Origin of the sequence: Stutzerimonas chloritidismutans (assembly GCF_038562055.1) — a bacterium.
Lineage (GTDB): Bacteria > Pseudomonadota > Gammaproteobacteria > Pseudomonadales > Pseudomonadaceae > Stutzerimonas > Stutzerimonas chloritidismutans_A.
This window is the reverse complement of sequence record NZ_JBCFXD010000002.1, coordinates 1-24,932: the sequence shown is the minus strand read 5'-3', so window position 1 is coordinate 24,932 and position 24,932 is coordinate 1. Positions and strand designations below refer to the sequence as shown.

The window sequence follows — 24,932 nt, the reverse complement described above, 5'->3', positions numbered from 1 at the left end:
GAAGCTCCGCCTGCCCGAAAACGAGCAAGCAAACATTGGAGGGAGGTGTTCAGGGCTTAAGCAATCAGCTCGGTGGGCCGGGCGGGCCGAAAAACAGCTGGCTTATCCAGATGATGAAGCCATAGCCGGATACGGTCAGGACACTCAAAAGCGGAAATAGAAAGACCAGCAGAAAGACAAATAGCCGTGTTTCTTCCGGCTTTCCCACAGGTGCAGGATCGGTATGGTGCGGCACTACGTTCACCTTTAATCCGAGTGGCGTAGTGGGAGTCTAGTAAGCGTTCCCGGCTTAATCAAAGTCAGCTGTCTATTTGACTAAGGGCTATAGGGGCTAAAACCACTTATATTGATTTGGCGCAATAAACTGGCTCGTGCTGGATCTGTTTCGTCCGCCGCGCTCGATCGCAGTTGGCCTGGGTACGAGGCTCAGGGACGGTATGCAGGCAGCTGCTGATACCAAGGTTGTGCTAGCCTGTGAGGCTTTTTTGGGCCCGTGTTGTGCGGGCGTAGAGATTGTTGTCATGTCTTATGAATCGCTTGATTCCCACCTGAAACGCGGCACCGCTGCTTACCGTCGAGCGACGCTGGCATTGTTCTGCGCCGGGTTCGCAACCTTTGCCATGCTCTATTGCGTGCAGCCATTGCTGCCGCTGCTGGCCTTGCATTTTTCAGTGTCCGCCGCCACCAGCAGCCTGGCCCTGTCATTGACCACGCTGTCACTGGCGCTCTGCCTGTTGATTTCAGGTGGCTTGGCAGAAAGCTGGGGGCGCAAGCATGTCATGGGTGTGGCGCTCCTGTTGGCGGGCTTGCTCGGGCTTGCTTGCGCCCTGGTGGAGTCCTGGACGCTGCTGCTTGTGTTGCGGGCTTTGCTGGGTCTCGCACTCAGCGGGCTGCCAGCATTGGCGATGGCTTACGTGGGGGAGGAGTTCGAACCCGAATCGTTGCCAGCGGCAATGGGGCTGTATATCGGCGGAACTGCACTGGGTGGCCTGTTGGGCCGGCTCCTGTCGGGCCTGCTGAGCGATCTGGGCGGTTGGCAACTGGCGCTCGGCGGAATTGCCGGCTTGGGTCTGGTGGCGCTGGGTGCTTTTGTCTGGCTGCTACCCGCGTCTCGTCACTTCAAGGCTCAACCGCTGTCGCTGCGCGGGTTGCTGAGCAATTTTGCCGAGCACCTGGGCAACCCGATCCTGCGTAATCTCTTCCTTCAGGCTTTTCTGCTGATGGGCGGCTTCGTCGCCTTGTTCAACTACATTGGTTTCCGTCTGGCCGGAGCACCGTTCGGGCTTTCGTCGACCGTTATCGGTCTGCTATTTACCGTTTACCTAGCCGGAATCTTCAGTGCGGGTTGGGCCGGGCGGCTAGTGCCACGCCTGGGGGCGAGAACGGTGCTGCAAGGCGGTGTCGGGTTGATGCTGCTGGGCGTGGGGTTGTGTTCGACACCCTGGCTGTTCGCGATCGTGGTCGGGCTGGCGCTGTTCACGCTCGGCTTCTTTGCCGCGCACGCCGTGGCCAGCGGACAGGTTGGCGTACATGCCAAGGGCGCCAAGGCGCAGGCATCGGCGCTCTACCTGTGTGCCTATTATCTGGGCTCGAGTGTGGTGGGTTATGCGGCGGGCTATGTCTGGGAACATGCGGGATGGCTGCCGCTGATGGCGGTGCTGGCTACGCTGTTTCTGATTGCCGCCTGGCGCGCCAGGCGCCTGTAGCGCGCCGGTCGCTCAGTCGATTCGCAGTTCGCCGCTGAAAGCCAAGGTGGCACGGCAGCTGCGGCAGAAGTAGCGGCGACCTTTGCGTACCAGGGCATGACGCTGCGCTGTAAATGGAAAGTCTCGCTCGGGACAGGCGCAGCGATAGATGTAGGCGCTGGTCTGCCGACGGGTGATTGCGTAGCTATGGCAGCGATCGGGTGTCAGTTCGTACACGCCGCGCATGATCAACTGCCACTCTTCGCCATGTGGGCGGATTCGACCGCCGAACATCTGATGAGCGACCAGGTGGGCCACTTCGTGCGCCACGGTCTGTTTGAGGAAGTGCTCTCTGTTTTCCTGATACAGCTGAGAATTGAATCGCAGTAGGTTGGTGTTCAGGTGCGCAACACCGGCCTTCTGTCCACGCAGTTTGAAACTGACTTGTGGCCGCTCGAAGCGCTTGTTGAAAAAAGCTTCGGCCTGTTGGTAACAGGCTTCGACTCGCGCGTGTAGCTGATCGGGCATAGGGCCTCCGAGGAAGCCCTGAATTATGCCGCATTCAGATTGGCTGACAACCACTCACAGCTTAGGAGGAACACGTTCTGGGAGATCATCCTGAGTGCCGTAGGCTTGGTCCTGCTGCACAGTTCGTTCGTATGTGGGCGCTAGAGAGAGATTCCAGTACAGAATCGTGGTAACCATTACCGTTACTAGCGTCAGTAACGCTACCCCCCAGATTGAAGCAGCATAGAGAAATCTCTGTGAGCTGCGCTGACGCATGAATGCAGGCAGTCCGGTAAACAGCAGGTAGGTCGAATAGATGCCGGCGATAAGCAGCACGATGGCGGCAAACCAGCGATTCGGATACAGCCCGGTCACACCGGCGAGCAAAAAAGGCGTGATCACATAGGCAATGAAACCGATGCACTGGTTGAGGTTTGGGCGAGCATCAAACGCACGTGCCATCCAACGCACAAAGAACCCCATGATCACCGTTCCGATAACGATAGCGAGATATAGCAACAGGCAGAGCTGTAAGGCGCTCGCGGTATCGAGCCGAACGCGCTCCTCATCCACCAGGCTCCAGCCTACGATTGTGACGCCGATGAAAAGGCACACGGCGGGGACCAGGGCCAGCAGAAGTAGGTGCATCAGGTAGTGAAGCGAGTGCGCATCTTCCTTCTGGCGGATGGTTTCCCAGGCGCGGTCGGGCCGGGTGAACAAGCTGATGAATTCTGGGGTCATGAGGCCTCCGGATGCTGATGCTTGAGCGGGTCTTGTTGGTTTAGACGCTCAAGCGCGGCAGGGATTCAACGCCACAGTGTCGCAGGCAAAAAAACGGGCCGACGCGGAGGCCATCGCGTCGGCCCGTTTCGTGGTCAGGTCAGCGTACGTAGATCGGGCCAACCCCCATGCCCCACATGATCACCGACAACGCAAGGATCGCCACCAGCACAACCAGCCCGACAGCCAATACTGAGCTGGAGAACAGGAAGCCCTCATCGGCGTGGATGTTCATGAAGGTCGGCAAGCCGACATAGAGCAGGTAAGTCGTATAGCAGATCGCAGCCGTACCCACGATCATGCCCAGCCAGATATGCGGGTAGAGCGCGGCCAGGCCACCGACGAACAGCGGCGTGGCGGTGTATGCGGCAAACACGATGCATTGCACGAGCGTCGGGCTGGCGTCGTAGGTGCGCGACATCCAATGGATGAAGCCGCCCATGACCGCGACCCCCGCGAGCATCGCCAGGTAAGAGAGGATGGTCAGTTGCAGTGCACTGCTTTCGGTGAGCTTGACTGCTTCGCCTCCGCCAATGCTCCAGCCGACCTGCGTTGTGCCGATGAACGCCGAGATGGCTGGAATCGCTGCCAGTACCGCCACTTCTCCAAGGTGCAGTCGGCCAACAGCGCGTTCTTCTCCGGTAATTTCCTGCCATTCCTGGCCAGGGTGTGCGAACAGTCCCCAAACGTGATTGATCATGCCAGCGTCTCCTCGGTTTTGGAGGGTCGCTTCGCCTGGCGTGCCGTCAGTTGGACGGGCGTGCGACCTTAAGTCGCAGTATAGGAAGAGGACGATACGGCGCACCGGCCGGATTAGAGCATTTGGGAGCTATGAGCCTATCGGTAATAGCGTTGCAGTATTTCCATCGCCAGATTGATTGACTGCAGGCGTGTGGTACTGCCGCCCCGGTCCGGATGATGGATGCTGACCAGCTGGCGATAGCGCCGCTTGATGGTGTGCAAGCTCAATGGCGCAGCTTCCTGGTCCAGTTCGAACAGCTCCAGAGCAGCGCGCTTCTGATCTGGGTCCCAGCTTTCGTCGCGCTCACCCAGATGATCGCCGCGCATGCGCGACCAGAAGCTCGCAAGCAAGCGCTCCACTTCAGCCTCATCGGTATCGCGAAGGTTGGTCATGTCGAGGTAGTAATCGCGCAGCGGATCGTTTTCAACAATACCGCTGACCCCGGGTACGTAAGGTTGAAGCTGGACGCACAGCGGCGAGATCTGCACGGTATGGCTCGCCTCGCCCCAAAGCTGGTCGCGCAAGCGATATAGCGCGTTGAACACCAGGAAATGGGTACGGAACAGCACGAGCTTGTCGAGCAGCGGAAGGTTGGGGATATGCGTGCAATGGCGGGCCTTGAGCTGCTGAATCAACTCATATTCGCTGCAGCCTTCCGGCTGTTCGCGCAGCAGCACGAATACCTGCTCGGCCAAGTCCATTTCGGGTTCGAGATCATCGTTCATGTCGAAAAGCCTAGCACAAGGCCAGCGTTACAAACGGCTGGATGGATGGGGTGGGGCACCGGTGCTTTTTGCGCGTAAAATGCGCGCCTTTCGCATCTCACCGGACTCCTGAAATGGGCAACCTCTCGGTCAACCAGAACAAACTGCAGAAGCGTCTGCGTCGCCTTGCCGGCGAGGCGGTCACTGATTTCAACATGATCGAGGAAGGCGACAAGGTGATGGTCTGCCTGTCCGGCGGCAAATTATAACCAAAAAAATATTTGTAAAGCCTATAAACCTGTAGACATTGCCTGTAAGCCCCGCCTTCCGTCGCTTTTCCTTTCCTCTCGTTTGACAGAACTCATTTATGGACTAGTTTGTAACTAAATCGGTTATTGGACTAGCTTTTTTGTCAATTATGAAAGTCAAACGATACCAATTCAATTCGTTGCCCTTCGTGTCGATAGTGGACGAAGCGGATTGCCCTATTGATCCGTATGTTTCCTGCTACCTCAATGGTGCTTTATCTGCTAAATCGGCCAATACGAGATTTAGGTACGCAAATGAACTGCTGTTCGTGCTGCAGTACTTTTCGGAAAAAAATATTGACCTACCCGAACGAGTTGCGTCGGGCATTTTTATCTCCCAGATGGAGTACATGCAGTTCTATGACAGATGCTGCTTAAGTAAGGGTTCTGGTGATGAAGGTATAAATATAAGATTTCTAGATATAAATGATAAACATCTAAGGAACATCATTGTTGCCAATCAGAAAGGGATGGCAAAGGTCGCTAGCGAAACCTTGCAAGGTCGCATCAGACGACTTCGACAATTTCTTTTATGGTTGTTCGATGAGTTTCACGAAGTGCAAGATGCTGACGAAAAAACAAAAAATAAATTTAATGGGCTTATTGCAGAAATTAGGTTAGATGAAGATGCCCTTGGCAAGAATGGAGGGCAACATGTTGGCGATCCTGAGGAATCGGTGATCCCGGATGACGTTTTCGTAAAGTTTTTAGAGATGGTGATGCCGTCCTCTCCTAATAATCCCTTTAAAGCATCTAGGGTGAGGAATTACTTGATCGTCAATTTGCTAGTCCTAAGCGGCATCAGAAGAGGTGCGCTGGCAAAATTGAAGATTTCTGACTGTCTATTTCATGGCACTAACGATCAGCTAGCTATTTATCGATCTGCAAATGATCCAACAGATCTGCGCTCTGAAAAACCCAATCAAAAGACAAAAGCACACTTCGCCTCGGTTGATCCAGGTTTTTTGGAGAAGGTTAAGTTCTATATTGACAACGTTCGTATTGTCTTTCCTCGTGCGCAATTCCATGACTTCGTGTTTGTCAGCGAAAATGACTCTAAAGGCACTGCGGGTCAGCCTCTTTCTTTAAAGGCAATAAATGCAATATTTCAAAAGCTCTCTAGGTCGCTGGGCTTTCATGTCCATCCTCATTTGTTGCGCCACAAATGGAATGAAATTTTTGATAAGAAAGGGGAGTCGCTTGGGGTCAATCCGGCTTTGCTTGAGGATGCTAGAAAATATGCCATGGGCTGGTCGCAAAATACGACTCAGAACAGACGATATAATGAAAAGCGAATTGCGCTGAAGACGAGAGAGATATCAATGGCGCATCAAAAAAGAGTGGATCCGCAAAAATGACTCGCGAGAAGAGGCGGGAAGTTTTTAAGTCTCTGACTAATGAAGGCTCATGGATTACGGCCAAATCTGGCCTGATGGTAAATACCTCGGAGGATGTATGGATATTACTGCCGAATAATGGAAAAGGAAAACGGTTGTGCGTTGACTGGGTTCATTCGTCTAACATGCCAGATGATGATAAAAACTTAATTCTGAGTGTATTTGTGGACTACGTACGAACCAAGGCTGCGAGTACGGCGTCAGGTATCGTTTGCAATGTAAAGCCATTTATGTTGAATGGCATTCCGTCCTTAGCCAGAGTTAAATCTATATGGAGTGGGCTGCAGACAAACAATAAGAAGGGGCTCAATCAGTTCTTTGGGACGCTCTCTAGGCAAGGTAATACACGGTATGAAGAATATCACAAGTATACGCGGACACATTTGGACAAGGGTAAAGACAATACTCTTGATCCTTCCATTGGGGCACTAAGCGATATTGAGTTTGACTCGTTAGCCAGGCAGATCAATGAAAATATACAAGAGTTCGACTGGGGCGCCAGTCGGGATCTTTTGTTTTTTCAGTCGCCGAGGCTATATGCGCGGCTCAGAAATATAGTCACTAACAAGTTGTTGCTCTCCATCGTAAGGCGGCCAATTCAAATTGCGCTATTGAAATGGTCTGATTTGATCCCCTCGGGTGCGAGTTTTCGCGACGCGGGAATTCTTCCTGTGGACGAAATCGGCACGGTAGGGGGGCAAACATTGCAGCTTAGAGTGTTCATAGTTAAGTCTAAGGGCGCACAATTCTCAAGGGAGCGGCCCGAGCGCTATCCAATACATCTTTCCGAATATATCTCAGGGGTTCTTATAGACTATAAACGGGTGGTATTGGAAGGGCTCAGACTAGTGATGGACTCAGCAGAGATTAAAGTGGATCAATCTGAACTCTTGAGCCTCATGAATGATATGCCTATGTTTCCAGCGGTTGATTTTTTTAAAGTGCGATTTGACTCTTTAGATTTGTTCAAAAGCATGTTTACGCCAAAGTCTACTGCCTACCACATATCGGAGACTGCAGTTGCACACGCCATGAGATGGGTTCCGGTTGCCTCTGATCGAACTGTCGAATGTATGGCTACTTCCAATAGAATTCGTCACACCGTATTAACTCGCGGTGCTCAAAATGGTCTGCCCGCCGTTCAATTGGCCAAGATGACAGGTGTCACCGTGCCGGCTGCAAGGCATTACATAGATTTGGATTATGTATCTAGGAGAGAGATTGACACAAAGTATATCGGAAATGAGTTTCTAAAGAAGGCTTTTAGCCATACCTTAACTGTCGTTCCGGAAGGCGATGAGGTCATTGTCGACAATAAGTTCAACCCTGTTGGTGGGGCACTCAACAAGCATTCCTGCGCGACCTGTTCAACTGTTTTAGGGAGACCATTGGGGTGTTATGGGTGCCCAAACTTTCGTCCGATGCTAGAAGCTGATCACAGGTCGGTATTGGCTGATGCAGAGGGCAAGCTTGCTGCAAACCGCAACTCCCTAGTTAGTCCTATTTACGCCCGAAGTATTGAAAAACTGGAGAGACAGATTGTTTGGGTGAAGCAGACAATAATGGTTTGCGATGAAGAACTCGCAAGGCAGCGCACAATCAATGCTTAACAAATACCTTGGCCGATTGGAGCGGCTCATCAACGAATATCGCGAAGCCGAGCTAGCGCAATTTGAAGGACATGGCGGCAAGAAGGCGGAGTTTGATGATTTGGTCTGGTATCACGTGGACCCCAATACTGGCCGCCGAACCAGATTCTTGTGTGGTGTACATGGGCGTAAGGGCAAAAGCAACGCCGGCAACCATCCCATATACGCCCTTCCTTACCCCTATGACCACCTGATAAAAGTGTGGATCATAGAAACAACGAACACACCACTTTCCGTCAACGAGAAAAAAATTCGGACGTCGGTAGCTAGGAAATTGTTGTCACTCATGGATGGTGATCTCTATGAGCAATCAGAGTGCACAATCACCAGTCTTAATTTGGGGGCGCGTTCAGCTGACCGCTTGCGGCCGTTTCTCGCGTTCTGCGCTGAAAAGGGGGTGATGCGAAAGGTCAACCTGAAGGGCAGCGACAGCAGAGACAGGACGGGACATGCCACGTTTGACAATACGCTGGAGAAACTTCCAGATATCCAAGCAGTGCTTGCGCTAGCCGACATCTTCTCTACTGTATTTGAGTATGTGGATGAACATGGCTCGCTGCGCCCTGGTAAAGAGATAAAAATCCATGATGCCTTAGTAGTGACTTTTGGAACGCTGTCGCTGGCGTCGCCTAATCGAACTTCTGCGGAAATACCTGTTCTTCCTAAACAAAGACTGCATTGTTACTCTGAAAGCAATGGAGAGCCAGTTTATTACCTCGACTGGATTGGAAGTAAAGGCTACGGGAACAACAAGAACCACATACTTGCGGTGCTCGCTGATCCGATAAAGAAAGCCATGAACTTCTTTTACAAAGCATGCGAGCCAGCGAGAATTCTATGTCGATTCTACGAGAACCCGGACCAAAGCTTGAAAGCGTTGCTTGGTGGGTTCGAGATAGCGCCAGAACTAAAGAGGAATTTAAATTTAGCGCAGCGGCCCAATCTTTTCACATTGGGTTATGCATTAGGGTTCTATGGGGCTAATGATTGCGTTCCGATCCTTAAGGAAGGAGTTGATCTGACTTCCACCTATAAAAGTCAAAGAGGCCATTTTTTCGAAAAAAAACCGATTTATTCATTGCGGCCTAAAGATCAGTTGTCCGTGTCGCAAACAAGAAGTGCAGCTTTAGCAGGATTACCCCACTTGTTCGGGTACGCCAATATGCCAAAAGTTTTTTCCGATAAGTCTGTCGTTTCGGTTGAAGAAGTGCAGGAGTGGTGGATTGCTTTCTATAGGACATCAATTTTGCCGGAATTTCCACTCTCATTTTCAAGCGGAGAATCAAGTATCAAGCTTAAGGATGCCATGTTCTGCTTCTTGGGGAGTTGGCTTTATGGTGCGCCCGAGAGTGTCGGAAGTGGTGGGAAAGTTTTTCAAAAGACAAACTATGCGGTGGTGCCATTAGCGTCGCTAGGCGCCTCGGTTCTTACTCGACTGGTCGGCCAGGGGCGCTACACGACATCGATTTTTCAGGATTACGGATTTTCGTCAGAATTAATTCTGCGACCGCATAGTCTGCGGCACTTATCTAACACCCTTGCTGATTTAAGTAGCATTCCAGTTGAAATTATCACTGCTTGGTCTGGCAGAAAGAATCCCGAGCAAACCCATACTTATATTCATACGACTCACGACGAGAAAGCCAGTCGTGTGAGTGCGATATTGAATCCGCCAGATATCGACAGGCGGGATATTCGAGTCGTTTCCCAAAATCAACTTACACAAACCACCAACCTGCCGGCATCTGTCACCTCCACCGGTCTTTGTACTCAAAATCTTAATGTAACGCCTTGCAATTATTTGAACGATTTCGTCTCGCAGTGCTTCATGTGTCCGGAGACTTGTCACATAGCAGGCGATGTGAAGACAATCGAGTTTTTTGAGAAAGATTTATCGTTTCAAACTTTGAGATTAGAATCGGTAGCGTGTGATCCACGCTTACCAAACTCCCAGGCGATGAGGCAGTGGTATCTAATTCACTCGCGAAATACCCATATTCTATCCATGCTGAATGATTTGATGAAAAGTAAGCCTGTCGGAACGATGATTCGTTACTCAAATAAAAATTCTGAGTTCAGTTTGACCGATCTAAATACCAAGATCATTACAAAGGTCGCGTGTGCCCTACCGGATTTTGAGGCTCGCCTGAAGGGTATTATTGAAGATAAGACTGCCAGAACAGCATCTGATGCTAATCCCGAGTTGCGCTCTCTTTTATCCTCTTTCGGTCTGTCTGAAGGGGAGGTGTGATGTGGTAGTACCAAAAATATCAGCTCAGCAACAGCGTAAAATTGAGATTATGTTAGCTAAGTGGGTAGGTAAGCTGACTTGGGACGCGCTGGTCGCTAAGGTAGAGCTTGAGCTTGGCATAAAAACAACTAGACAAACCCTATGCACTTATGTCGGTATCAATACATATTATAAGAATAAAAAAGCTCAACTTCGTGGCGCAACTCCTTCCCTGCTCACAAAGATAACTGCTTCTGAAGTAAAGCTTGTGGAGCAAATAGAGCACTTGAAGGCTGAGGTTGCGGTTCTCAAAAGAAATAATGCAGAGCAACTGCGTATGATTGAGAGGATGCTTTTGAACGCCAATGCCATTCCCAACCTTGATCTCTATGCCTTGATCAAGAAAAGACCTGAAGAGATACAAAATGGCTAATCATTCGTACACCTCCTCGACTATGCCGTATTGGGCACACGCTTGGTGTGCAATCCAAGGGGGCATCCAGGAGAGAAGACTTGCTTTCTCCCGGATATGACCATCACGCTTTAATTGCCCCTTCGCTGACTAGGCGAGCTGTTTGCGGGTCATACGCAAAACCGGTAATCGACCCATCTCGAATGCGCTCAACCGCCTCATCAATCACATGCAGCGGCACCAGAAACCACTCCCTAGGTTTGACCGGATGGCCGAAGCGGTCTTCGATGGTCAAGTCCAGCTGCGCCGCGCCGAACAGGCGGTGGAAGATGTTTTCCAGCCGGGTGCGGTTCAGGTTGTGCAGCTTGTAAGTAGCGACCACCTCCACATCAGCCAGCAGGTAGGTGGCGTCTTTGTCTGCGCCTGCGATGCGGGTTTCCACTCGGCCTCCGGTTACGCCGATCTTGTGGATCAGCTCGCGGTGCTCGGCCACGAAGGGGTGGTTAGACTGGCTGCGCAGCACATAGATAGTGCCGCTTTCTATGTCGTCCGGCTCGGCGATGTCGCTGAACAGTGGGCCTGAGTCGACCTTGATCAGCCGAGATCCGGCACGCCCCTCACTGTCCTTGTAAAGCGCCCGCTGTAGGGATCGTAGCAACAGATCACTTTCCGTCTCATTGGAGTAGATGACGCGCAAACGCCCGTTCGTCTCCGCATTCGGCGTTTTGTAGGTGTCCCCGACTTCGGCGACGTAGGCAATGAGCCCGCTCAGAATGAAGAAGTCTCCAGCCTCAATGCTGGCGTTCTTGCCAAAAGGCTTGGTCACCCAGCGCTTTTGCTTGAGGCCTACTTCCACTTCATCAAACAGCGGCTTGAAATTCTCGAAGTCTTTACAGGGGTTCCGAGCGGCCATCTCTTCAGCCGCTTTTATTGCCGCACTGGAACGCACATGCCTCAGTACCGTTATGTCGTCCTGCTCGACGGACTCACTACCGATGCCCAGCTCGGCGAGCAAGGCGTCCTCATCCAGGTCATCCACATTAGTCGTGGTGACCGCAGTACCTGACAGTAGGCCGTGAGTATCCAGACCGGCCAGTAGGGTTTGTGCCTCTGGCAGTTTGCGCAGTTGATCCAGGCGCACGGCATACAAGCGCTCAAAAATGTCGCGGTCTTCGCCATGCAGCGGAGCGCGGCCGTGGGTCTGATAGAAGCGCTGAATGTCCTCGAAACCAGCGATGATGCGCTCTTCGCGAGGAGTTCGAGTGGCTGTCTTGAGCGTGGGGACTTCTACCCCCAGCGCCTCCAGCAGGTCGTCATCGTTCATATCAGCCATTGGCGGATTCCCCCTGCGCCGCTTTGGCTTGGGCGCGGTAGCGTGCCAATGCTGCTACGCCTTCAGCCAAGCGTTTTTCCCAGGCATCGGCAGAGTTGATGTCGGGCAGGCGGCCGCGCTCGTTCTTGAACTGCAGGGCACGCTTGGCCAGCTCTCGCGCCTCATCTTCGGGGATGCTCACCTTCTTGGCGGCAATGCTGGCCTGAACCTGGCGCAGAGACTTTTCATCCATTGCCTTCGCCAGTACCGCATAGGCGGCATCGAAGGGGTTGATGCGGTCGATCAGGTCAATGTCCAGCTCGCGCACGTTAACGAATTTGCGCACGCCATCAAGCAGTGCTGTGCTGCCCTGCACGTTGTCGCTACCGTTTGCATCTGCCTGCGCCAGAGCCAACTTGGCCTGCTGGGTAATGTTCATGGCGGCGATGGCGTGCTGGCGGATGGCTTCCTGGTCGACGTCGCTCAAATCGGGGTACCGCTCGCGCACGATCTTGCCCATGCGCAGTTGAGTCAGCTCTTCCGGCAGGGTGTTCTCCTTATCGAACAGGCCGCGCTCCAGCACGGTTTTGTCCTGCAGGAAGCTGGTCACTACTTCGTTCAAGTCTTCTTTGCAGATGCGCGTGGCTTCTGTGCTTTGCGGCGTGGTCAGGCCGTTAATCTCGACATGGAACTGGCCCGTGGTTTCATTCACACCCAGGTTGGTGCCGCCCGGTTGATACCCCTCCGGGCCATAATTGAAGCCTTCTTTCGGCCCGGTATCTTTCGGGGTGAACTCATAGCGCGGGGCGAGCACCTGTTCCATCAGCAGGCTGGCAGAAATGGCCTTGAGCATATCGTTTACCGCTTCGGCTACAGCTGCTTGATCAGCCATTGGCTCTGCGATCAGGTTGGTGAAGCGTGAGCGCTCTTTACCTTCTGCATCGCGGGTGGCACGGCCAATGATCTGCACGATTTCGGTCAGGCTCGAACGGTAGCCGATGGTCAGCGCATGCTCGCACCAGATCCAGTCAAAGCCCTCCTTCGCCATGCCCAGAGCGATGATCACATCGACGTTGTCGCGGTTGTTTTTCTGCGCCGGGTCTTTCAATGCGCCGAGCACTTTGGAGCGTTTGCCTGGGTCGCTGTCATCCACCAGGTCGGCCACTTTCAGCGTGCGGCCGTCCTTGGCTTTGATCAGGTGAAAGCCGGTGGTCGGGTCTACACCCTGCCAATCGCCGAGCGCGCTCATGATCTCGTTGACCTCGCGCTCTTTGTCCTTGAGGCTCTCGCGGGCATTTACGTTTGGAATGTGGACGATGGTTTTCAGTGCCGGGTCCAGCACCTTGGCGACCGCATCCACGTACCGGCCGGTGTAGAAGAAGTAGCCAATATCCAGCGACTTGAGCCAGCGGTAGCCGTTGAGCTGCTCGTAGTAGGTGTAGGTGACTGTCTCAAATTTGTTCTCTTCCGACGGGGCCAGCACGGCCTCGCTGTCACCACGGAAGTAGGAGCCGGTCATGGCAACCAGATGCACCTTGTCGCGGTTGATAAACGCGCTCAGTTGGCTGCCCAGTTTGTTGTCCGGATTGGCGGAAACGTGGTGGAACTCGTCGATGGCAATCAGGCGGTTGTCGAAAGCGTCGATGCCTAACTCTTCCACGGCAAAGCGGAAGGTGGCATGGGTGCAGACCAGCACCTTGTCGCTGCTGGTCAGGAAGGCGCGCACTGCATCTACCTTGGACTTGGCCACACGCGGTTCATCGATGCCTGGTGCATTGCACAGGTTCCACTGGGGGGCTACTTGCCAGTCCCAGTAGAAGCCATGTTGGCTCAGCGATTCATCGGCAAAGCTGCCGCCAATGGAGCGCTCCGGCACTACGACGATAGCCTGTTGCAGTCCCTGGTTATGGAGCTTGTCCAGGGCGATAAACATCAGGGCGCGGGACTTACCTGATGCCGGTGGCGATTTAATCAGCAAATACTGTTCGCCGCGCTTGGTATAGGCGCGTTCCTGCATGGTACGCATGCCCAGCTCATTTGCCTTGCTGGATGCCCCAGTGTGCGCGGTAGCAATGGATACCGACGGCACCGTGTATCTGTTGGTCGGGTTGGTAGTGTTAGTCACTGTGATTCTTCCTCCATGAGAGTACCGTCGCCTGGGCATTGTGGATGCGGCCTTTGAGATCAGCTAACCACTCGCCGTAGCCTTCGGGGGGCGTGGTCAGGTTAGCAAGGGTATCGCTCATGCCTTTTCCCTCGTGGCTTTTTCGGCGCGGCCTTCGATGTATCTGCTGTCATCTTGGTGTAGAGGTCAAACAGCTTTTCCAGTCGTTCGGTATCGTTTCTAAAACGCCGACCGATGTAGATACGCTCCAGCACTTCATCGTTGCGCTCGTGGGCGCGGCGCAGGTTGGCCGGCATGGCGTCCGGGGCGTACAGATCGGCGATGGTGGCGGGGAAGTGGGCTTCGCGGGCCAGGAGAATGTCCTCGGCGCAGCGCGTCAGGTCCGCCTTGTTCTGCTCGGTGAGTAGCGGCACTGGGAAGGTGTTCCAGCCAAGAGTGTTCGAGTAGCGAAAGTCAGTTTTCATTTTTCCGCAGACAGTGCCGATCCAGACTAAGTGCAAGCGGGAAGCAATCAGGGCCATGTTCCAGAGCGGAGCATCGTAGAGGGCGAAGGCGAGATTGGAAACGATAGTCCCGGCAGGCGCATAACCGCAGGGCAGATACGCGCGAGTTTCGGAGGAGACGCTAGGGACAATGAGCGTTGAATGCTTGCCGAAGTACATTCTTTGGAATTGGTGTGGTCTTTCAGCGATGTCCCTTGCTGTCTTCCCACCGTTGAGTCGCATATTGCGCACATCACGAAGACGTTGAGCAATAGGATGGATCGTTTGTGCTTCAGCCAAGTGCTGATCTTCGATCCACAGACAGTAACGCTCCAGGCCGCGAATGAACTCAGCGGAGCCATAAATCCGGCGAATAAATCGGCCTTGCTGAGCAGGTGTGAGTTGCAGGGCGTCGCGTTCGTCCCGCGAGAGCAGCAAATGACCGCCATCTATTGGAGTATTTCCAAAAGTCATCTCACTCTGCGTACCCAGGGGCTGGCTAGTCTTATCCACAATGACACTATCACCTACCGCCAGATATGCATTGATATGCGCACATTGGCGTTCGATGGTCTGTCCCGAGTCGTCCAGAGAGAACAAGCGCCTCGGATTGCGTGGCTGCGTTGTGATGCCAATGATGACTACAGTCACACCTGCATTGTGGCTGGCAAGATTGGCCCAACGAAAGGATGTGTGGGCAAATTCGATTTGGCGGCCACTGGCAAATATCTCCGGCCACAGGATTGGAACTTGCAGACCCTGGCAAATGGAGTTGGTGGACACGAAAGCCGCAGCAGAGCGGGTTTTGGTGCCGTAATCAGCGGCCTTAATGAACCAGCCGGCAACATAATCGAGCGACTTCCAGTTCTGGATTCGCCTATCGAAAAGAGTCTGCAAGTCAGCCTTTTGTTCGTCCTTCTGATCCCGTGAGCCAAGATACGGCGGATTCCCGCAGATATACGTTTCCCCACCTTCGTTCTCGAAATCAATTTCTGTCTGATTGAGAGGCGTGCCAAATAAGTCATCGGCGAGCACTCTCACGCCTGTTCCCGTTGGCGGGCAGATGCTCAGCCAGTCCAGCCGCAGCGCATTGCCGCAAACGATCCAGTTCTGCGCATCCAGAGGCAGAAACTCCGCCAGCGCATCCTGCTGGCCGCGATACAGCACATCGCACTGAAATTCGGCAATGATTAGCGCCAGACGGGCAATCTCTGCCGGAAAGTCGCGCAGTTCGATGCCGCGAAAATTGGTCAGAGGGATTTCCGATTTATTGTTGGCCTCGCCTCGGCGGCGATTGATCTCGGCTTCAATCTCGCGCATCTGCTTGTAGGCGATAACCAGGAAGTTGCCGGACCCGCAGGCAGGGTCAAACACACGGATGCGCGCCATGCGCTTGCGCAGGTTCAGCAGCTTGGCTTTGTTGTCGCCCGCAGCGTCTAGTTGAGCACGCAGGTCATCCAGGAAGAGCGGGTTCAACACTTTCAGAATGTTGGGCACGCTGGTGTAGTGCATGCCGAGTGCGCCACGCTCTTCATCATCGGCTACGGCCTGGATCATGCTGCCGAAGATGTCTGGGTTGATTTTTTGCCAGTTGAGGTTGCCAGCGTGCAGCAGGTAGGTGCGCGCCATGCGCGTGAAGCGTGGCACTTCGGTACTGCCGGAGAACAAACCGCCATTCACATAAGGGAAGGTGTTGGCCCAACTGGGTAGGCGCGGCTGAGCGGTGGCGCGCTCGGCCAGCTTGATGTTCATGGCGCGGAAGATTTCCGACAGCACTTGGTGGGTGTTGGAGCCGTCGCGTTCGCTGAACTGCTCAACCGTCTTGGTAAACAGACCATCGCCAGTGAAGATGTCGGTGTCTTCGGCAAAGAAGCAGAAAATCAGCCGCGCCATAAAGTGGTTCATGTCATGGCGGCGTTCGGCTTTGGCCCAGTCTGGGTTTTCATTCAGCAGCTCGACGTACAGCTTGTTCAAGCGGCTCGTGGCGCGCACGTCGATGGGGTTGTCCTTGATCTCCTTGATGGTGGAGATGCCGGCCAGCGGCAGCAGGAAGCCGAAATGGTTGGGAAGGTCTGGATAGCCGCAGGTGATGGTTTCACCCGTGATCAGCTCCTCGGCCTCCAGCGTTTGTCCGTCGGTAGCGAGGATGAATTTGGCCTTGGCTTTTGCGGTGGCCGGGCTGGCACGCAATGCCTTGAGCGTATCGCCCACGCTGCCGGGCTCGCAGGTGGCGATATGAATGTTGTTGCGCAGTAGTACGCCGCGAGGTACGTCCGAGGCGTTGTTGTTGCCGGCGCGCAGCCGCTTGAGAGCGGTTTCCTTATTGCCGAATGCGGCCAGGAAGGTGAACGGAAACTCCACCGCGTCAAAGGGCTCAAAGGCCAGGTCCGAAATGGCGGACTCAATTTCTACTGCATTCATGGTTTACCACTATCCAGATCGCTGATGCGCGAATGCGGCGATTTTAGCCGCTAAATTTTTGGGTAATGGCTACCTCCCGGCCGGCACATGCTGCTCTGTCAGCCTGGCGTCAGCATCGGCAACTCAGCTCTGCTCAGAAGCGTTGACGCATGCCTAATGCCATCGGCAGCGACATCTGAGCGCCCTGAGCCAGTGACCGGGAAATCAACCACTACACGATGCCGGGGGATGATAAAGGAAGGCGCTTCTGTAATGCGAAAAAGCCGCAGACCAGGTTTTGATCTGAGAGCGAAATTTGGCCTGGATCTGGTCAGGCCTTCTTGAACACCGCTCTCGATCAGATGCGGAGCTACAGCTCTGACAACTGAGGCAGAAGGCAGGATGGATCGCAAGCGAGCTCGCTTGCAATGCGATAGAGCTTCTCGACGGTGATGTTTACTTCGCCACGCTCGATTCGCCCCATATAGCTACGGTCCATACTGCAGGCCAGCGCTAGAGCATCCTGAGAAATCCGACAGGCCTTTCTCTGCGTCCGGATGCGTTCCCCTAACGCCTTCGCCAACTTATCCATGACCGTCTCAATTCCACTTGAGGCGGCACTATCGTGTGTTTGCGGACGTACGAGCCACGGATTATAATCCGCATTTCCTCTGCGTTAACTCTTCTGGTGCCTCAATGAAATCGGCCTCGTTTACCTTCGACAGGCGTCTGTATGAGCTGCTTCAGGAGGAAGGGCGTTCAAGGTTCACGACGCGTGAACTGCGTGATGCCTATGCCAAGCGCCTGGATGGCATGACTTTCCGTATCGGTGATGTGCGCCGCTATGTGTATGAGCAGATCCGCCGAATGCTGCGCATGGGTTGGGTTGTGCTCGATGAAGAGCGCCGTTCGCGGGGACAGGTCTACCACCTGCTGCCGATTCCGGCACATCTGCAATTGGAGCTGATCGACAACGGGTTCGAGAACAGCCATAAGACTGCTTGTGAGCCAGAGCAGGAGCCGTCAGCGTTCGATAATTCGGCGGTGCCGCAACCATCAGTCGATGCGGATCAGCACCTGGAGGCGCTCCTCAAGGAAATCAGGCTGGACTTCCTCGCATCGATGGGCGAGGCGGAGCGATACAAGCTGCTCCTCGATGATATGCCGCATCTCCGGGATAAGGTCGAAGGCGAGTACCTGGAAGCTAGAGACCGAAGCTCGCGCCTGCTGGGCCATCTTCGCGCCATCGAGAAGACACTCAAGACGCTTGCCTCCGCACGATGACCACACTGCTGCGAAACTGGCAACGCCGCTGCATCGACGCGGCACTGGAGCACTTTACTGCCACGCCGCACTTCTTCTGCCAGGCAACGCCGGGTGCCGGTAAGACGCGTATGGCGGCAGAGCTGGCCAGCAGGCTGCTTGAGCAGGACCGGATCGATCTGGTGCTCTGCTTCGCACCATCCTGCCAAGTTGTCGAGGGCTTTCGCTCGTCCTTTGCTGCGGTGCTCGGCAGACGCTTGGACGGCCAACTCGGCGCAGTTGGGGCGGCGTTCACCTATCAAGCCATGGAATACCGAGATGAGACGTTCTGGCGACTCCTCGATGACTACCGTGTGTTCGTGGTTTTCGACGAAATCCACCACTGCGCCGGCCACGATGTACTTCTGAGTAACGCCTGGGGCCAACAGATTCTTCAGCGGATACAGGACAGGGCAGCCTTCACCTTGGCCCTCTCCGGCACCCCATGGCGTTCGGACGACCGGGCCATTGCCCTGGCCCGCTACTCGACGCCCGAGGGGTACCTGATCTGCGACTACCGCTACGGATTGAAAGAGGCCATTGCTGATGGTGTGTGCCGTTCCCCTCGCATTGTCCTGCTCGACAACCAGAAGGTGATACTTACCGAGGAGCTGGACACGGAGAGCACTGTCAGGATGTTTCCCAGCATTGCCAAACTATTGGGGGAGTCCCCTGTCACCTACGAAGAGCTGTTGCGCCATGACGAGGTGATTGACCAGTTACTCGGTCTCGGGTGCAGCAAGCTGGATGAGCTTCGCCTGATCAAGCCTGATGCGGCAGGCTTAGTGGTTGCCACCGACATCGAGCACGCCCAGCAAATTGCCTTGGCCCTGGAAACCCTGGGTGAAGGTTGCCGCATCGTGACCAACAAAACCCCGGCTGCGCAGCAGGTTATCAATGCGTTCAGACACAGCGCCTGCCGTTGGATTATCGCAGTTGGAATGATCAGCGAAGGCACGGACATTCCTCGACTCCAGGTGTGCTGCTACCTCAGTCGCATCCGCACTGAGCTGCATTACCGACAAGTGCTTGGGCGAGTGCTTCGGCGCACAGGCGAGCCCGATAATCAGGCGTGGCTATTCATGTTAGAGGAGCCGACACTGCAGTGCTTGGCAGAGAGAATTGCAGATGATCTACCGGATGACCTGGCAGTGCTGAACGAGGTAGAGATGCCAGCCTCCACTTCAGGTTCAATATCTGGCTGGATTGGGGCTGCTGGTAATATCGATGTCCTGGATGACAGTAATGGAAGTGGCATTGCGCAGGTAATTGGGGCAGGTGCTACATGCGCCTTATCCCTGGGGGGCTCTGCCGCTGAGCCAAACCATCTGGTCAGCTTTTCCAAGCACTACCGGCAACAGTTGCTGGCTTGCTTTTGATGCTTGTATGGAGGACTGAATTCAAGCGTCGGCAGACGTGGTTGACTGAATCAGGAGATAGCCGCATTGACCCTTCCTCACGAAAGAACCCGCAGCGTCATCAAGACCGAAGAGTTCCTGCGAGAGCTCGCCCGTAACACTGAGCTGCCTCAGGATATCCGCAGCTATGCGAAAAGCCTGCTCAGGCACTACCCGTCGGCCGACCAGATCCTCTCGTTGGGGCGCCTTGAAGAGTGCCTGGTGAGCGATGCACCAGATGATGAATATCGACGGCGGGTGATCGCTTTTCATCAGCCGCTGTTCAGCTCGTCATTGGACTTCACGCGATAGAAATGAGAGCCGCAATGTCCAGCACTGATTTTGCTCTGTCGGTATCCACCCGCATTGCGCAACGGATTAAGCGCTTACCCAAAGGGCAACCCTTCTGCATCGGCCGCTTTGCGGAGCTTGGAGCGCGTGGCGCCATATCCAAGGCACTAGCTCGGCTGGTCAGCCAAGGCGAACTTGAACGGGTGCATCGAGGAATTTACATGCGCCCGAAATCCAGTCGATACGTTGCACGGGTCCGCCCAAATGTATGGGAAGTAGTGAGCTTGATCGCTAGGCAGAACCGCCATGTTCTACAGATTCATGGCGCTCATGCGGTCAGGTTGTTTGGACTGAGCACCCAGATGCCGCTCATTCCGATCTATTACACCAGCGGACCCAGCCGATCATTTTTTATAGGTAAGGGTGAGGTCCGGTTGGTACATGCGGCACCAATGGTCATGCAGCGTGCCGGGACCGAGGTAGGGACGGCTATCAGCGCACTATTTTATCTCGGTAAAGACGGCTCGACCCCGGAATGCATTGCCGCGATCAAGAAGGTGCTCAGGCCAGAAGACCTAACCACATTAATGGCCTGCAAAATGCCGAAATGGATGCGCATGGCGTTGGAGTAGTCAGCGCGCATACACACCGTCAACACGCTTGCTCCTTAACGCTCTGTCAGGCAGATTTCCGTTGCTGGCCGAGTCCGACCAAGCGACATCGGCGGCATCCCTTCACCCCTTGACCAAACGGAGATGGGCACCTGATTTCCCACCAGAGTCGGATGGGTTAGCGCTCTGCCCCTTCAACACGTTCAACATCAATCCGAACGTCAATTCATTGATCTCCTCAGGACTGATTGCCAGTTCTCCCGCGACGCCAGCTTTCCCAACCCCATCTGCACGTAACGCGGCGAAAATCTTCTCCAGGATCACTGACCGCTCATGAGCAATAGATTCCGGCTCTTCGGTGCGATAGCCCTCTTGAGCAATCTGAATACACAGCGTTCGGTAAGCCCACTCCGTGGAAAGCCCCAGGCTATGAAGCCGGTAATTTAAGGCTGCCACAGAAACGGACCAGAGCTTCTTGTATTTGATTAGGCTTTTGATAGTGATCGAACGTGGAGCCATCGCTAGAACGCTTGCACGTGGCATTAGAAAAGCCGACGCAAAGGCATTCGCCTCACGCTCTAAATCAGGTCCTTGTGGGTGGGCATGCTGGTGCATAACCAAATGTCCTAATTCATGAGCTGCGTCAAAGCGGCAACGCTCGGCCGACTTAAAGGTATTCAAGAACATAAAGGGGCGGCCGCCACTCCACATCGAGAACGCGTCGACCTCCTTTGCATCAATTGCAAGTGAGTAGACACGAACGCCTTTCGACTCAAGAAGCGCAATCATGTTCTTAACCGGCTGCTCACCTAAACCCCAGTGTGCCCTCAGCATCTCCGCAGCGGCCTCTGGCGCTTGGGCACTGCGTGATAGTGCCAGCTTATCGAGCGCCTCAAAATTCGTCAGTGCAGCGCGTTCGGACCCCAGGTCCGGAAGATCTGGCTCTGGCAAATCGAAACGTTGCTCGATCCAGTCATTCAGCAGGAGCGCAATTGCGCCTGCACCGAGAGCTGAATCCCTAAGGCCAGCAGTCATCTTTGAGAGCGACCGGAAACTGGCAACATCCGGCGTTGGCACCTCAGGATCATCACCAAAGAAAAACGCTTCGGGGAACCGAAGCGTTTTAGCGATTTTTGCAAGGGTTCCAGGCTCAGGCTCCTGCGTGCCACTCTCGTAGCCGGAGACTGATCGCTCCGTTACTCCTATATGAGTGGCAAGCTCACGCTTTTTCATACCTCGCCGGCGACGGGCGAGCGCAAATCGTTGTGGATTAAACATGATCTATCACGAGCTTTTACGGCGAATTTCGATGTCGATATCCGGACCGCCTGGGGAGGTAACCTCAAAGAAATCATCATCAAGAGCAAGGGTGCCAAGCATGATGCGTTCAGACCAGAAATTGATCTTGCCGCCTTTACCCATTCCCGATGGACGTGAGAGCTCGATGCGGATTTCCTTCTTCACCGTGTCGGTGTGGTGGAGCAGGATCCAGGTCTCATGAGGGCCTGATTCAGGCAGCTCCTCCGGATCGGGCAGCAAGTCATCAAACATGTCGAACTGGCAGTTCCGCTCAACAGCATCAACTGTATTTTTACCCTTCCTGGATCGGCTGCTCGGCATCCCCAGCAGATTTCCAACATAGCTATCTCCCGATGCGACAGCAATCGCGAGATTGAGCGCCGAGTGAACGGTAAGAGGGTAGTTCGACTGTTCATGCGCGACCCACCCTAGTGGGCGCAGCTGATCGCGCACCGCTCCTACCAACCAGCCCCACATTTCAAGGCCGGGAAAAATGCTGGGATGGTTAGGAGTCAGGCGAACCCGCTGTAGGTGAGCTTGATTGATAGCCTCACGCAGTGGCTCGCGCTCCAGACTCAACTGTTCAAGACGGGCGGCGATTTCATCCTGATCACTGAATACCTGGCAAGCCTGCATCTGAGGACTCCTAACACAACGGTGACTTCCGGTTATTATTCCTCAAATGAGGTAAAAAAACAAGAAGCACACGTCGCGGAGGGAGACCGAGAGGACGTTGCAGCATGCGTGTTGCCGCCTGTGCATTTTCCACCCACATGCCGGAATTTCATTGACCCAGTTTCGAGCACCAAGCGAGTTGTAGAATTTCGCTTTCAGACTGCTGGGTTAGGGCAGAATAGCGTCGGCACCTGGGTTAAAAATGCACTGGCGATAACATTTGATGTTTGCGGCAGTACCGCCTCCCGTTCCGGATTGGCACAGTAATAGACTTGATTCAAATTCGGAGGAAGCATGGGTATTTCGTATTACCTCGCATGTTTGGAGACCCGGCAATATGTCTGGGTTGGCAGGCTTGACCCACAGGGGGAGGTGCCGGCGGTGGACGTCGAAGGCTCCATCGCCATGTTCGCGCTGGAGAATCGGAACAAACCGTTGATCGTCGTTAGTGAAAGCCATCCGATCCTCGAAGAGGGAATGGAGTGGTCGCCGCCCGCAACGCAAGAAACGTGCAGCGGACAACCATGACGAACCACCGCCAACCGCATCTGTCGAAGACCTGCCATATCCACCGCCGTCATGGCACACCAGACCATGCTTGAGCTAACGCAGCGGGGCTGGAAAACTGGCAAAAGGCGCTCCGTTGCGCAGTGCCCTCGGTTACTCTTTTTAATACGAAGATGAGGTCTGCCCGGTGACAGAGAGCCATAAAGACACCATTTGCGATGTATGCGCTACCAGTACGAGGGTGCCGGGGTACGGCGAGCAGTTCGGGACGCTTCAGGCGCTCTGGGGCTATGGCGCAGGGCATGATGGCGAACGCTATCGAGTCAATCTATGCGAAAGCTGCTTTTTCGCGGCACTAGCGTTTTTGAAGCAGGAGCGCCGCACGCAGAATCTGTTCAGCGATGAGCAGCCCTGCGAGGAGGGGTTCTACCCCGTTTCCACGGACGGTTTGAAAAGGGCTGAAAACTTCAGATCTTGCCTGGCGACTCTACGACGCATTCGTGGGTTATGAAACCGCTCGATGTAGTCGAATAAATCCGCCCGTGCTTCATCACGAGTTCGATACGACTGATGGACAACGCGCTCCCGTTTGAGCTGACCGAAGAAGCCTTCACAGGCTGCGTTGTCGCCGCAATGCCCGACGGCACTCATGCTGCAGACCAGCGTGTTGCGATTCAGAAAGCGCTGGTAGTCGGTGCTGGTGAATTGGCTACCGCGATCCGAATGCAGGATTACGGACCAGTCACCCTGGCGCTGCCAAATCGCCATCTCCACTGCTCGAATCACCATCTGCCGATCCTGGCGGTGATGCATCGACCAACCGATCACCAGCTTGCTGTACAAGTCGAGCACCACGCATAGGAAAAGCTTGCCTTCCAGTGTGGCTATTTCCGTGATGTCCGTGACCCACTTGCGCTCCGGCTCCTGCGCGGTGAAATCGCGCTCCAGCAGGTTTTTCACGCCTGCTGGACGGCCACTGGCGACTCTTCCAAAACCACGCCTCTTACGGCGTGGCCAGCCTTGAATTCGCTCAGCCGCCATCAGGCGAGCAACGCGGTTCAAGCTGACGATTTCGCCCTCGTCGAGCAAATCCTCATGCATGCGCGGTGCGCCGATCACGCCACGGCTGTCCTCATGAATCTCACGAATGCGCCTGACCAGACGTGCATTCTCTTGAGTTCGCGGGCTAGGATCACGATCCTGCCAGGCGTAATAGCCACTGGCAGAAACCTTTAGGCAACGGCACATCAGACGTACCGGGTACTCGTTGCGGCAGCGCTGGATCACCGTGTACCGCTCGATGACTCCCTGGCAAAGTACGCTGCCGCGTCTCTTAAAAAATCACGTTCCTTGGTCACCCGGGCCAACTCACGCTTGAGGCGGGCCAGCTCCTCATCTCGCGGACTACCTGTTCCGGGAAAGGCCTTTTCTGCGCCTGGCTGTGCCTCTCGAACCCAGCGTGTGAGCAGGTTCGGAGCCACACCAATCTCCAGGGCCACCTGTCGACAGCTCGCCCCTGAACGACGAACCAACTCGATGGCTTCCCGCTTGAACTCGGGGCTGTATTTCTTGCGCTTCATGAACACTCCTTCAGCTCGGCATGAGCTTACTCGAAAGTGTCCGTGCTAATGGGGTAGAACCCCTGCTCAGTCCTTACGGCCTGAGCTAGCCCTATACAGCTGTTGTTTGCTCTCCTCGCTGATCCCCGTCAGGATGCCGCAGGCATTGATCTCCCGACCCTCGTTGCAACTCGCCCTCAGTGAAACGAGTTGTTGCTCAAGCGCTTGCAGAGCAGTTATCTGCGACCGCACATGAGAGATGTGGTCATCGAGCATGGCGTTGACGGCGGTACAGGGCTGGCGAGGGTCGTCCTGATAGCTCTGTAGCTCGCGAATCTCTGTCAGTGACAGGTCCAGAATTCGGCAGCGGCGGATAAAGGCAAGCCACTCGCCATGCTTCTCGGTATAGACACGGTAACCATTCTCCTGCCGTTCTGGCGGCGGCAACAGGCCCTGCTGCTCATAGAAGCGGATCGTCTGCGTGTCGATACCCGCTATCTGGGCTAACTGACCAATGCGCATCAGGCTTACTCCTCAACGGATCATCTGTCCCATTGA

At 54.5% G+C, this 24,932-nt stretch carries 24 protein-coding genes and 1 pseudogene; 12 read left to right on the top strand and 13 right to left on the bottom strand.

Features of this window, described 5'->3' with window-relative positions; genetic code table 11:
* Positions 1-64: 64 nt before the first annotated feature.
* Positions 65-235 carry a nitrate reductase gene (locus AAGW23_RS03470; RefSeq protein WP_342404979.1) on the bottom strand — a complete coding sequence of 57 codons (171 nt, stop codon included), beginning with the start codon at positions 233-235 and terminating at the stop codon, positions 65-67.
* Positions 236-521: 286 nt separating this feature from the next.
* Here AAGW23_RS03470 and AAGW23_RS03465 point away from each other — a divergent pair, with 286 nt between their 5' ends.
* A complete protein-coding gene (locus tag AAGW23_RS03465; RefSeq protein ID WP_342404978.1) occupies positions 522-1,706 on the top strand; it encodes an MFS transporter in 1,185 nt (394 codons plus the stop codon).
* A gap of 12 nt (positions 1,707-1,718) precedes the next feature.
* On the opposite strand, the gene AAGW23_RS03460 is transcribed toward AAGW23_RS03465, so the two are convergent.
* From AAGW23_RS03460 to AAGW23_RS03445, 4 genes are all read right to left on the bottom strand, one after another.
* Complete coding sequence (locus AAGW23_RS03460; RefSeq protein WP_319297877.1) at positions 1,719-2,213, bottom strand: SprT family zinc-dependent metalloprotease; 495 nt, start codon at positions 2,211-2,213, stop codon at positions 1,719-1,721.
* 54 nt (positions 2,214-2,267) lie between these two features.
* Entirely contained in the window at positions 2,268-2,933 is a 666-nt protein-coding gene (locus AAGW23_RS03455; RefSeq protein ID WP_342404977.1) for a Yip1 family protein, read from the bottom strand.
* A gap of 139 nt (positions 2,934-3,072) precedes the next feature.
* Complete coding sequence (locus AAGW23_RS03450) at positions 3,073-3,672, bottom strand: Yip1 family protein (RefSeq protein ID WP_102834680.1); 600 nt, start codon at positions 3,670-3,672, stop codon at positions 3,073-3,075.
* Between the two features lie 137 nt (positions 3,673-3,809).
* Entirely contained in the window at positions 3,810-4,439 is a 630-nt protein-coding gene (locus AAGW23_RS03445) for a DNA-J related domain-containing protein (protein WP_342404976.1), read from the bottom strand.
* 113 nt (positions 4,440-4,552) lie between these two features.
* Between AAGW23_RS03445 and AAGW23_RS03440 the strand changes: the two are divergent.
* The 5 genes and pseudogenes from AAGW23_RS03440 to AAGW23_RS03420 form a co-directional block, all read left to right on the top strand.
* Positions 4,553-4,681: pseudogene (locus AAGW23_RS03440) on the top strand (tRNA 2-thiocytidine(32) synthetase TtcA); the annotation flags it as partial.
* A gap of 203 nt (positions 4,682-4,884) precedes the next feature.
* A complete protein-coding gene (locus AAGW23_RS03435) occupies positions 4,885-6,084 on the top strand; it encodes a site-specific integrase (RefSeq protein ID WP_227343405.1) in 1,200 nt (399 codons plus the stop codon).
* A complete protein-coding gene (locus AAGW23_RS03430) occupies positions 6,081-7,733 on the top strand; it encodes a hypothetical protein (protein WP_023082702.1) in 1,653 nt (550 codons plus the stop codon). Before AAGW23_RS03435 ends, AAGW23_RS03430 begins: the two co-directional genes overlap by 4 nt.
* Positions 7,696-10,023: a hypothetical protein gene (locus AAGW23_RS03425; RefSeq protein ID WP_041106970.1), complete on the top strand. Its 2,328-nt coding sequence runs from the start codon at positions 7,696-7,698 to the stop codon at positions 10,021-10,023. The genes AAGW23_RS03430 and AAGW23_RS03425 overlap by 38 nt, the downstream gene beginning before the upstream one ends.
* 1 nt (position 10,024) lies before the next feature.
* Complete coding sequence (locus AAGW23_RS03420; protein WP_052649197.1) at positions 10,025-10,435, top strand: hypothetical protein; 411 nt, start codon at positions 10,025-10,027, stop codon at positions 10,433-10,435.
* Between the two features lie 103 nt (positions 10,436-10,538).
* On the opposite strand, the gene AAGW23_RS03415 is transcribed toward AAGW23_RS03420, so the two are convergent.
* From AAGW23_RS03415 to AAGW23_RS03400, 4 genes are all read right to left on the bottom strand, one after another.
* Complete coding sequence (locus AAGW23_RS03415; protein WP_023082699.1) at positions 10,539-11,747, bottom strand: GIY-YIG nuclease family protein; 1,209 nt, start codon at positions 11,745-11,747, stop codon at positions 10,539-10,541.
* Entirely contained in the window at positions 11,740-13,851 is a 2,112-nt protein-coding gene (locus AAGW23_RS03410) for a DEAD/DEAH box helicase (protein ID WP_041106968.1), read from the bottom strand. The genes AAGW23_RS03415 and AAGW23_RS03410 overlap by 8 nt, the downstream gene beginning before the upstream one ends.
* A gap of 101 nt (positions 13,852-13,952) precedes the next feature.
* Positions 13,953-16,754 carry a class I SAM-dependent DNA methyltransferase gene (locus AAGW23_RS03405; RefSeq protein WP_045428537.1) on the bottom strand — a complete coding sequence of 934 codons (2,802 nt, stop codon included), beginning with the start codon at positions 16,752-16,754 and terminating at the stop codon, positions 13,953-13,955.
* Positions 16,755-17,103: 349 nt separating this feature from the next.
* Complete coding sequence (locus AAGW23_RS03400) at positions 17,104-17,325, bottom strand: helix-turn-helix domain-containing protein (RefSeq protein WP_041106964.1); 222 nt, start codon at positions 17,323-17,325, stop codon at positions 17,104-17,106.
* Between the two features lie 104 nt (positions 17,326-17,429).
* On the opposite strand from AAGW23_RS03400, the gene AAGW23_RS03395 reads away from it, so the two are divergent.
* From AAGW23_RS03395 to AAGW23_RS03380, 4 genes are all read left to right on the top strand, one after another.
* A complete protein-coding gene (locus AAGW23_RS03395; RefSeq protein WP_041106962.1) occupies positions 17,430-18,017 on the top strand; it encodes a hypothetical protein in 588 nt (195 codons plus the stop codon).
* Positions 18,014-19,414 carry a DEAD/DEAH box helicase gene (locus tag AAGW23_RS03390; protein WP_342404973.1) on the top strand — a complete coding sequence of 467 codons (1,401 nt, stop codon included), beginning with the start codon at positions 18,014-18,016 and terminating at the stop codon, positions 19,412-19,414. Before AAGW23_RS03395 ends, AAGW23_RS03390 begins: the two co-directional genes overlap by 4 nt.
* A 66-nt stretch (positions 19,415-19,480) precedes the next feature.
* Entirely contained in the window at positions 19,481-19,744 is a 264-nt protein-coding gene (locus tag AAGW23_RS03385; RefSeq protein WP_023083089.1) for a BPSL0761 family protein, read from the top strand.
* Positions 19,745-19,758: 14 nt separating this feature from the next.
* The gene (locus tag AAGW23_RS03380; protein WP_041106958.1) at positions 19,759-20,355 is read left to right on the top strand and encodes a DUF6088 family protein; all 597 of its coding nucleotides are present in this window, start codon (positions 19,759-19,761) and stop codon (positions 20,353-20,355) included.
* Between the two features lie 102 nt (positions 20,356-20,457).
* Here the strand turns inward: AAGW23_RS03380 and AAGW23_RS03375 are convergent, their stop codons facing one another.
* Together AAGW23_RS03375 and AAGW23_RS03370 are read right to left on the bottom strand one after the other, a co-directional pair.
* Positions 20,458-21,612 carry a helix-turn-helix domain-containing protein gene (locus AAGW23_RS03375; RefSeq protein ID WP_031653271.1) on the bottom strand — a complete coding sequence of 385 codons (1,155 nt, stop codon included), beginning with the start codon at positions 21,610-21,612 and terminating at the stop codon, positions 20,458-20,460.
* 6 nt (positions 21,613-21,618) lie between these two features.
* On the bottom strand, positions 21,619-22,269 hold the full coding sequence (locus AAGW23_RS03370; RefSeq protein ID WP_045428535.1) for a hypothetical protein: 651 nt from the start codon (positions 22,267-22,269) through the stop codon (positions 21,619-21,621).
* 333 nt (positions 22,270-22,602) lie between these two features.
* On the opposite strand from AAGW23_RS03370, the gene AAGW23_RS03365 reads away from it, so the two are divergent.
* Together AAGW23_RS03365 and AAGW23_RS03360 are read left to right on the top strand one after the other, a co-directional pair.
* A complete protein-coding gene (locus tag AAGW23_RS03365) occupies positions 22,603-22,836 on the top strand; it encodes a hypothetical protein (protein WP_031653269.1) in 234 nt (77 codons plus the stop codon).
* 166 nt (positions 22,837-23,002) lie between these two features.
* Entirely contained in the window at positions 23,003-23,326 is a 324-nt protein-coding gene (locus AAGW23_RS03360) for a hypothetical protein (protein ID WP_342404972.1), read from the top strand.
* Here the strand turns inward: AAGW23_RS03360 and AAGW23_RS03355 are convergent.
* Both AAGW23_RS03355 and cadR read right to left on the bottom strand, forming a co-directional pair.
* A protein-coding gene (locus tag AAGW23_RS03355; RefSeq protein WP_085985502.1) for an IS3 family transposase occupies positions 23,242-24,395 on the bottom strand; the annotation gives its coding sequence in 2 pieces (ribosomal slippage) (positions 23,242-24,149 and positions 24,149-24,395; 1,155 coding nt in all). The two genes, AAGW23_RS03360 and AAGW23_RS03355, sit on opposite strands and share 85 nt — an antisense overlap.
* A 66-nt stretch (positions 24,396-24,461) precedes the next feature.
* Positions 24,462-24,896, bottom strand: a complete 435-nt coding sequence (cadR, locus tag AAGW23_RS03350; protein WP_008175821.1) for a Cd(II)/Pb(II)-responsive transcriptional regulator — start codon at positions 24,894-24,896, stop codon at positions 24,462-24,464.
* Positions 24,897-24,932: the final 36 nt, after the last annotated feature.

Excerpts from the sequence above, each read along its gene's own strand:
- AAGW23_RS03405 (WP_045428537.1), bottom strand. The coding sequence starts at position 16,754 with ATGAATGCAGTAGAAATTGAGTCCGCCATTTCGGACCTGGCCTTTGAG.
- AAGW23_RS03380 (WP_041106958.1), top strand. The coding sequence starts at position 19,759 with ATGTCCAGCACTGATTTTGCTCTGTCGGTATCCACCCGCATTGCGCAA.
- AAGW23_RS03450 (WP_102834680.1), bottom strand. The coding sequence starts at position 3,672 with ATGATCAATCACGTTTGGGGACTGTTCGCACACCCTGGCCAGGAATGG.
- AAGW23_RS03430 (WP_023082702.1), top strand. The coding sequence starts at position 6,081 with ATGACTCGCGAGAAGAGGCGGGAAGTTTTTAAGTCTCTGACTAATGAA.
- AAGW23_RS03395 (WP_041106962.1), top strand. The coding sequence starts at position 17,430 with ATGAAATCGGCCTCGTTTACCTTCGACAGGCGTCTGTATGAGCTGCTT.
- AAGW23_RS03455 (WP_342404977.1), bottom strand. The coding sequence starts at position 2,933 with ATGACCCCAGAATTCATCAGCTTGTTCACCCGGCCCGACCGCGCCTGG.
- AAGW23_RS03415 (WP_023082699.1), bottom strand. The coding sequence starts at position 11,747 with ATGGCTGATATGAACGATGACGACCTGCTGGAGGCGCTGGGGGTAGAA.
- AAGW23_RS03400 (WP_041106964.1), bottom strand. The coding sequence starts at position 17,325 with ATGGATAAGTTGGCGAAGGCGTTAGGGGAACGCATCCGGACGCAGAGA.
- AAGW23_RS03460 (WP_319297877.1), bottom strand. The coding sequence starts at position 2,213 with ATGCCCGATCAGCTACACGCGCGAGTCGAAGCCTGTTACCAACAGGCC.
- AAGW23_RS03375 (WP_031653271.1), bottom strand. The coding sequence starts at position 21,612 with ATGTTTAATCCACAACGATTTGCGCTCGCCCGTCGCCGGCGAGGTATG.
- AAGW23_RS03370 (WP_045428535.1), bottom strand. The coding sequence starts at position 22,269 with ATGCAGGCTTGCCAGGTATTCAGTGATCAGGATGAAATCGCCGCCCGT.
- AAGW23_RS03445 (WP_342404976.1), bottom strand. The coding sequence starts at position 4,439 with ATGAACGATGATCTCGAACCCGAAATGGACTTGGCCGAGCAGGTATTC.
- AAGW23_RS03465 (WP_342404978.1), top strand. The coding sequence starts at position 522 with ATGTCTTATGAATCGCTTGATTCCCACCTGAAACGCGGCACCGCTGCT.
- AAGW23_RS03365 (WP_031653269.1), top strand. The coding sequence starts at position 22,603 with ATGGGTATTTCGTATTACCTCGCATGTTTGGAGACCCGGCAATATGTC.
- cadR (WP_008175821.1), bottom strand. The coding sequence starts at position 24,896 with ATGCGCATTGGTCAGTTAGCCCAGATAGCGGGTATCGACACGCAGACG.
- AAGW23_RS03390 (WP_342404973.1), top strand. The coding sequence starts at position 18,014 with ATGACCACACTGCTGCGAAACTGGCAACGCCGCTGCATCGACGCGGCA.
- AAGW23_RS03425 (WP_041106970.1), top strand. The coding sequence starts at position 7,696 with ATGAAGAACTCGCAAGGCAGCGCACAATCAATGCTTAACAAATACCTT.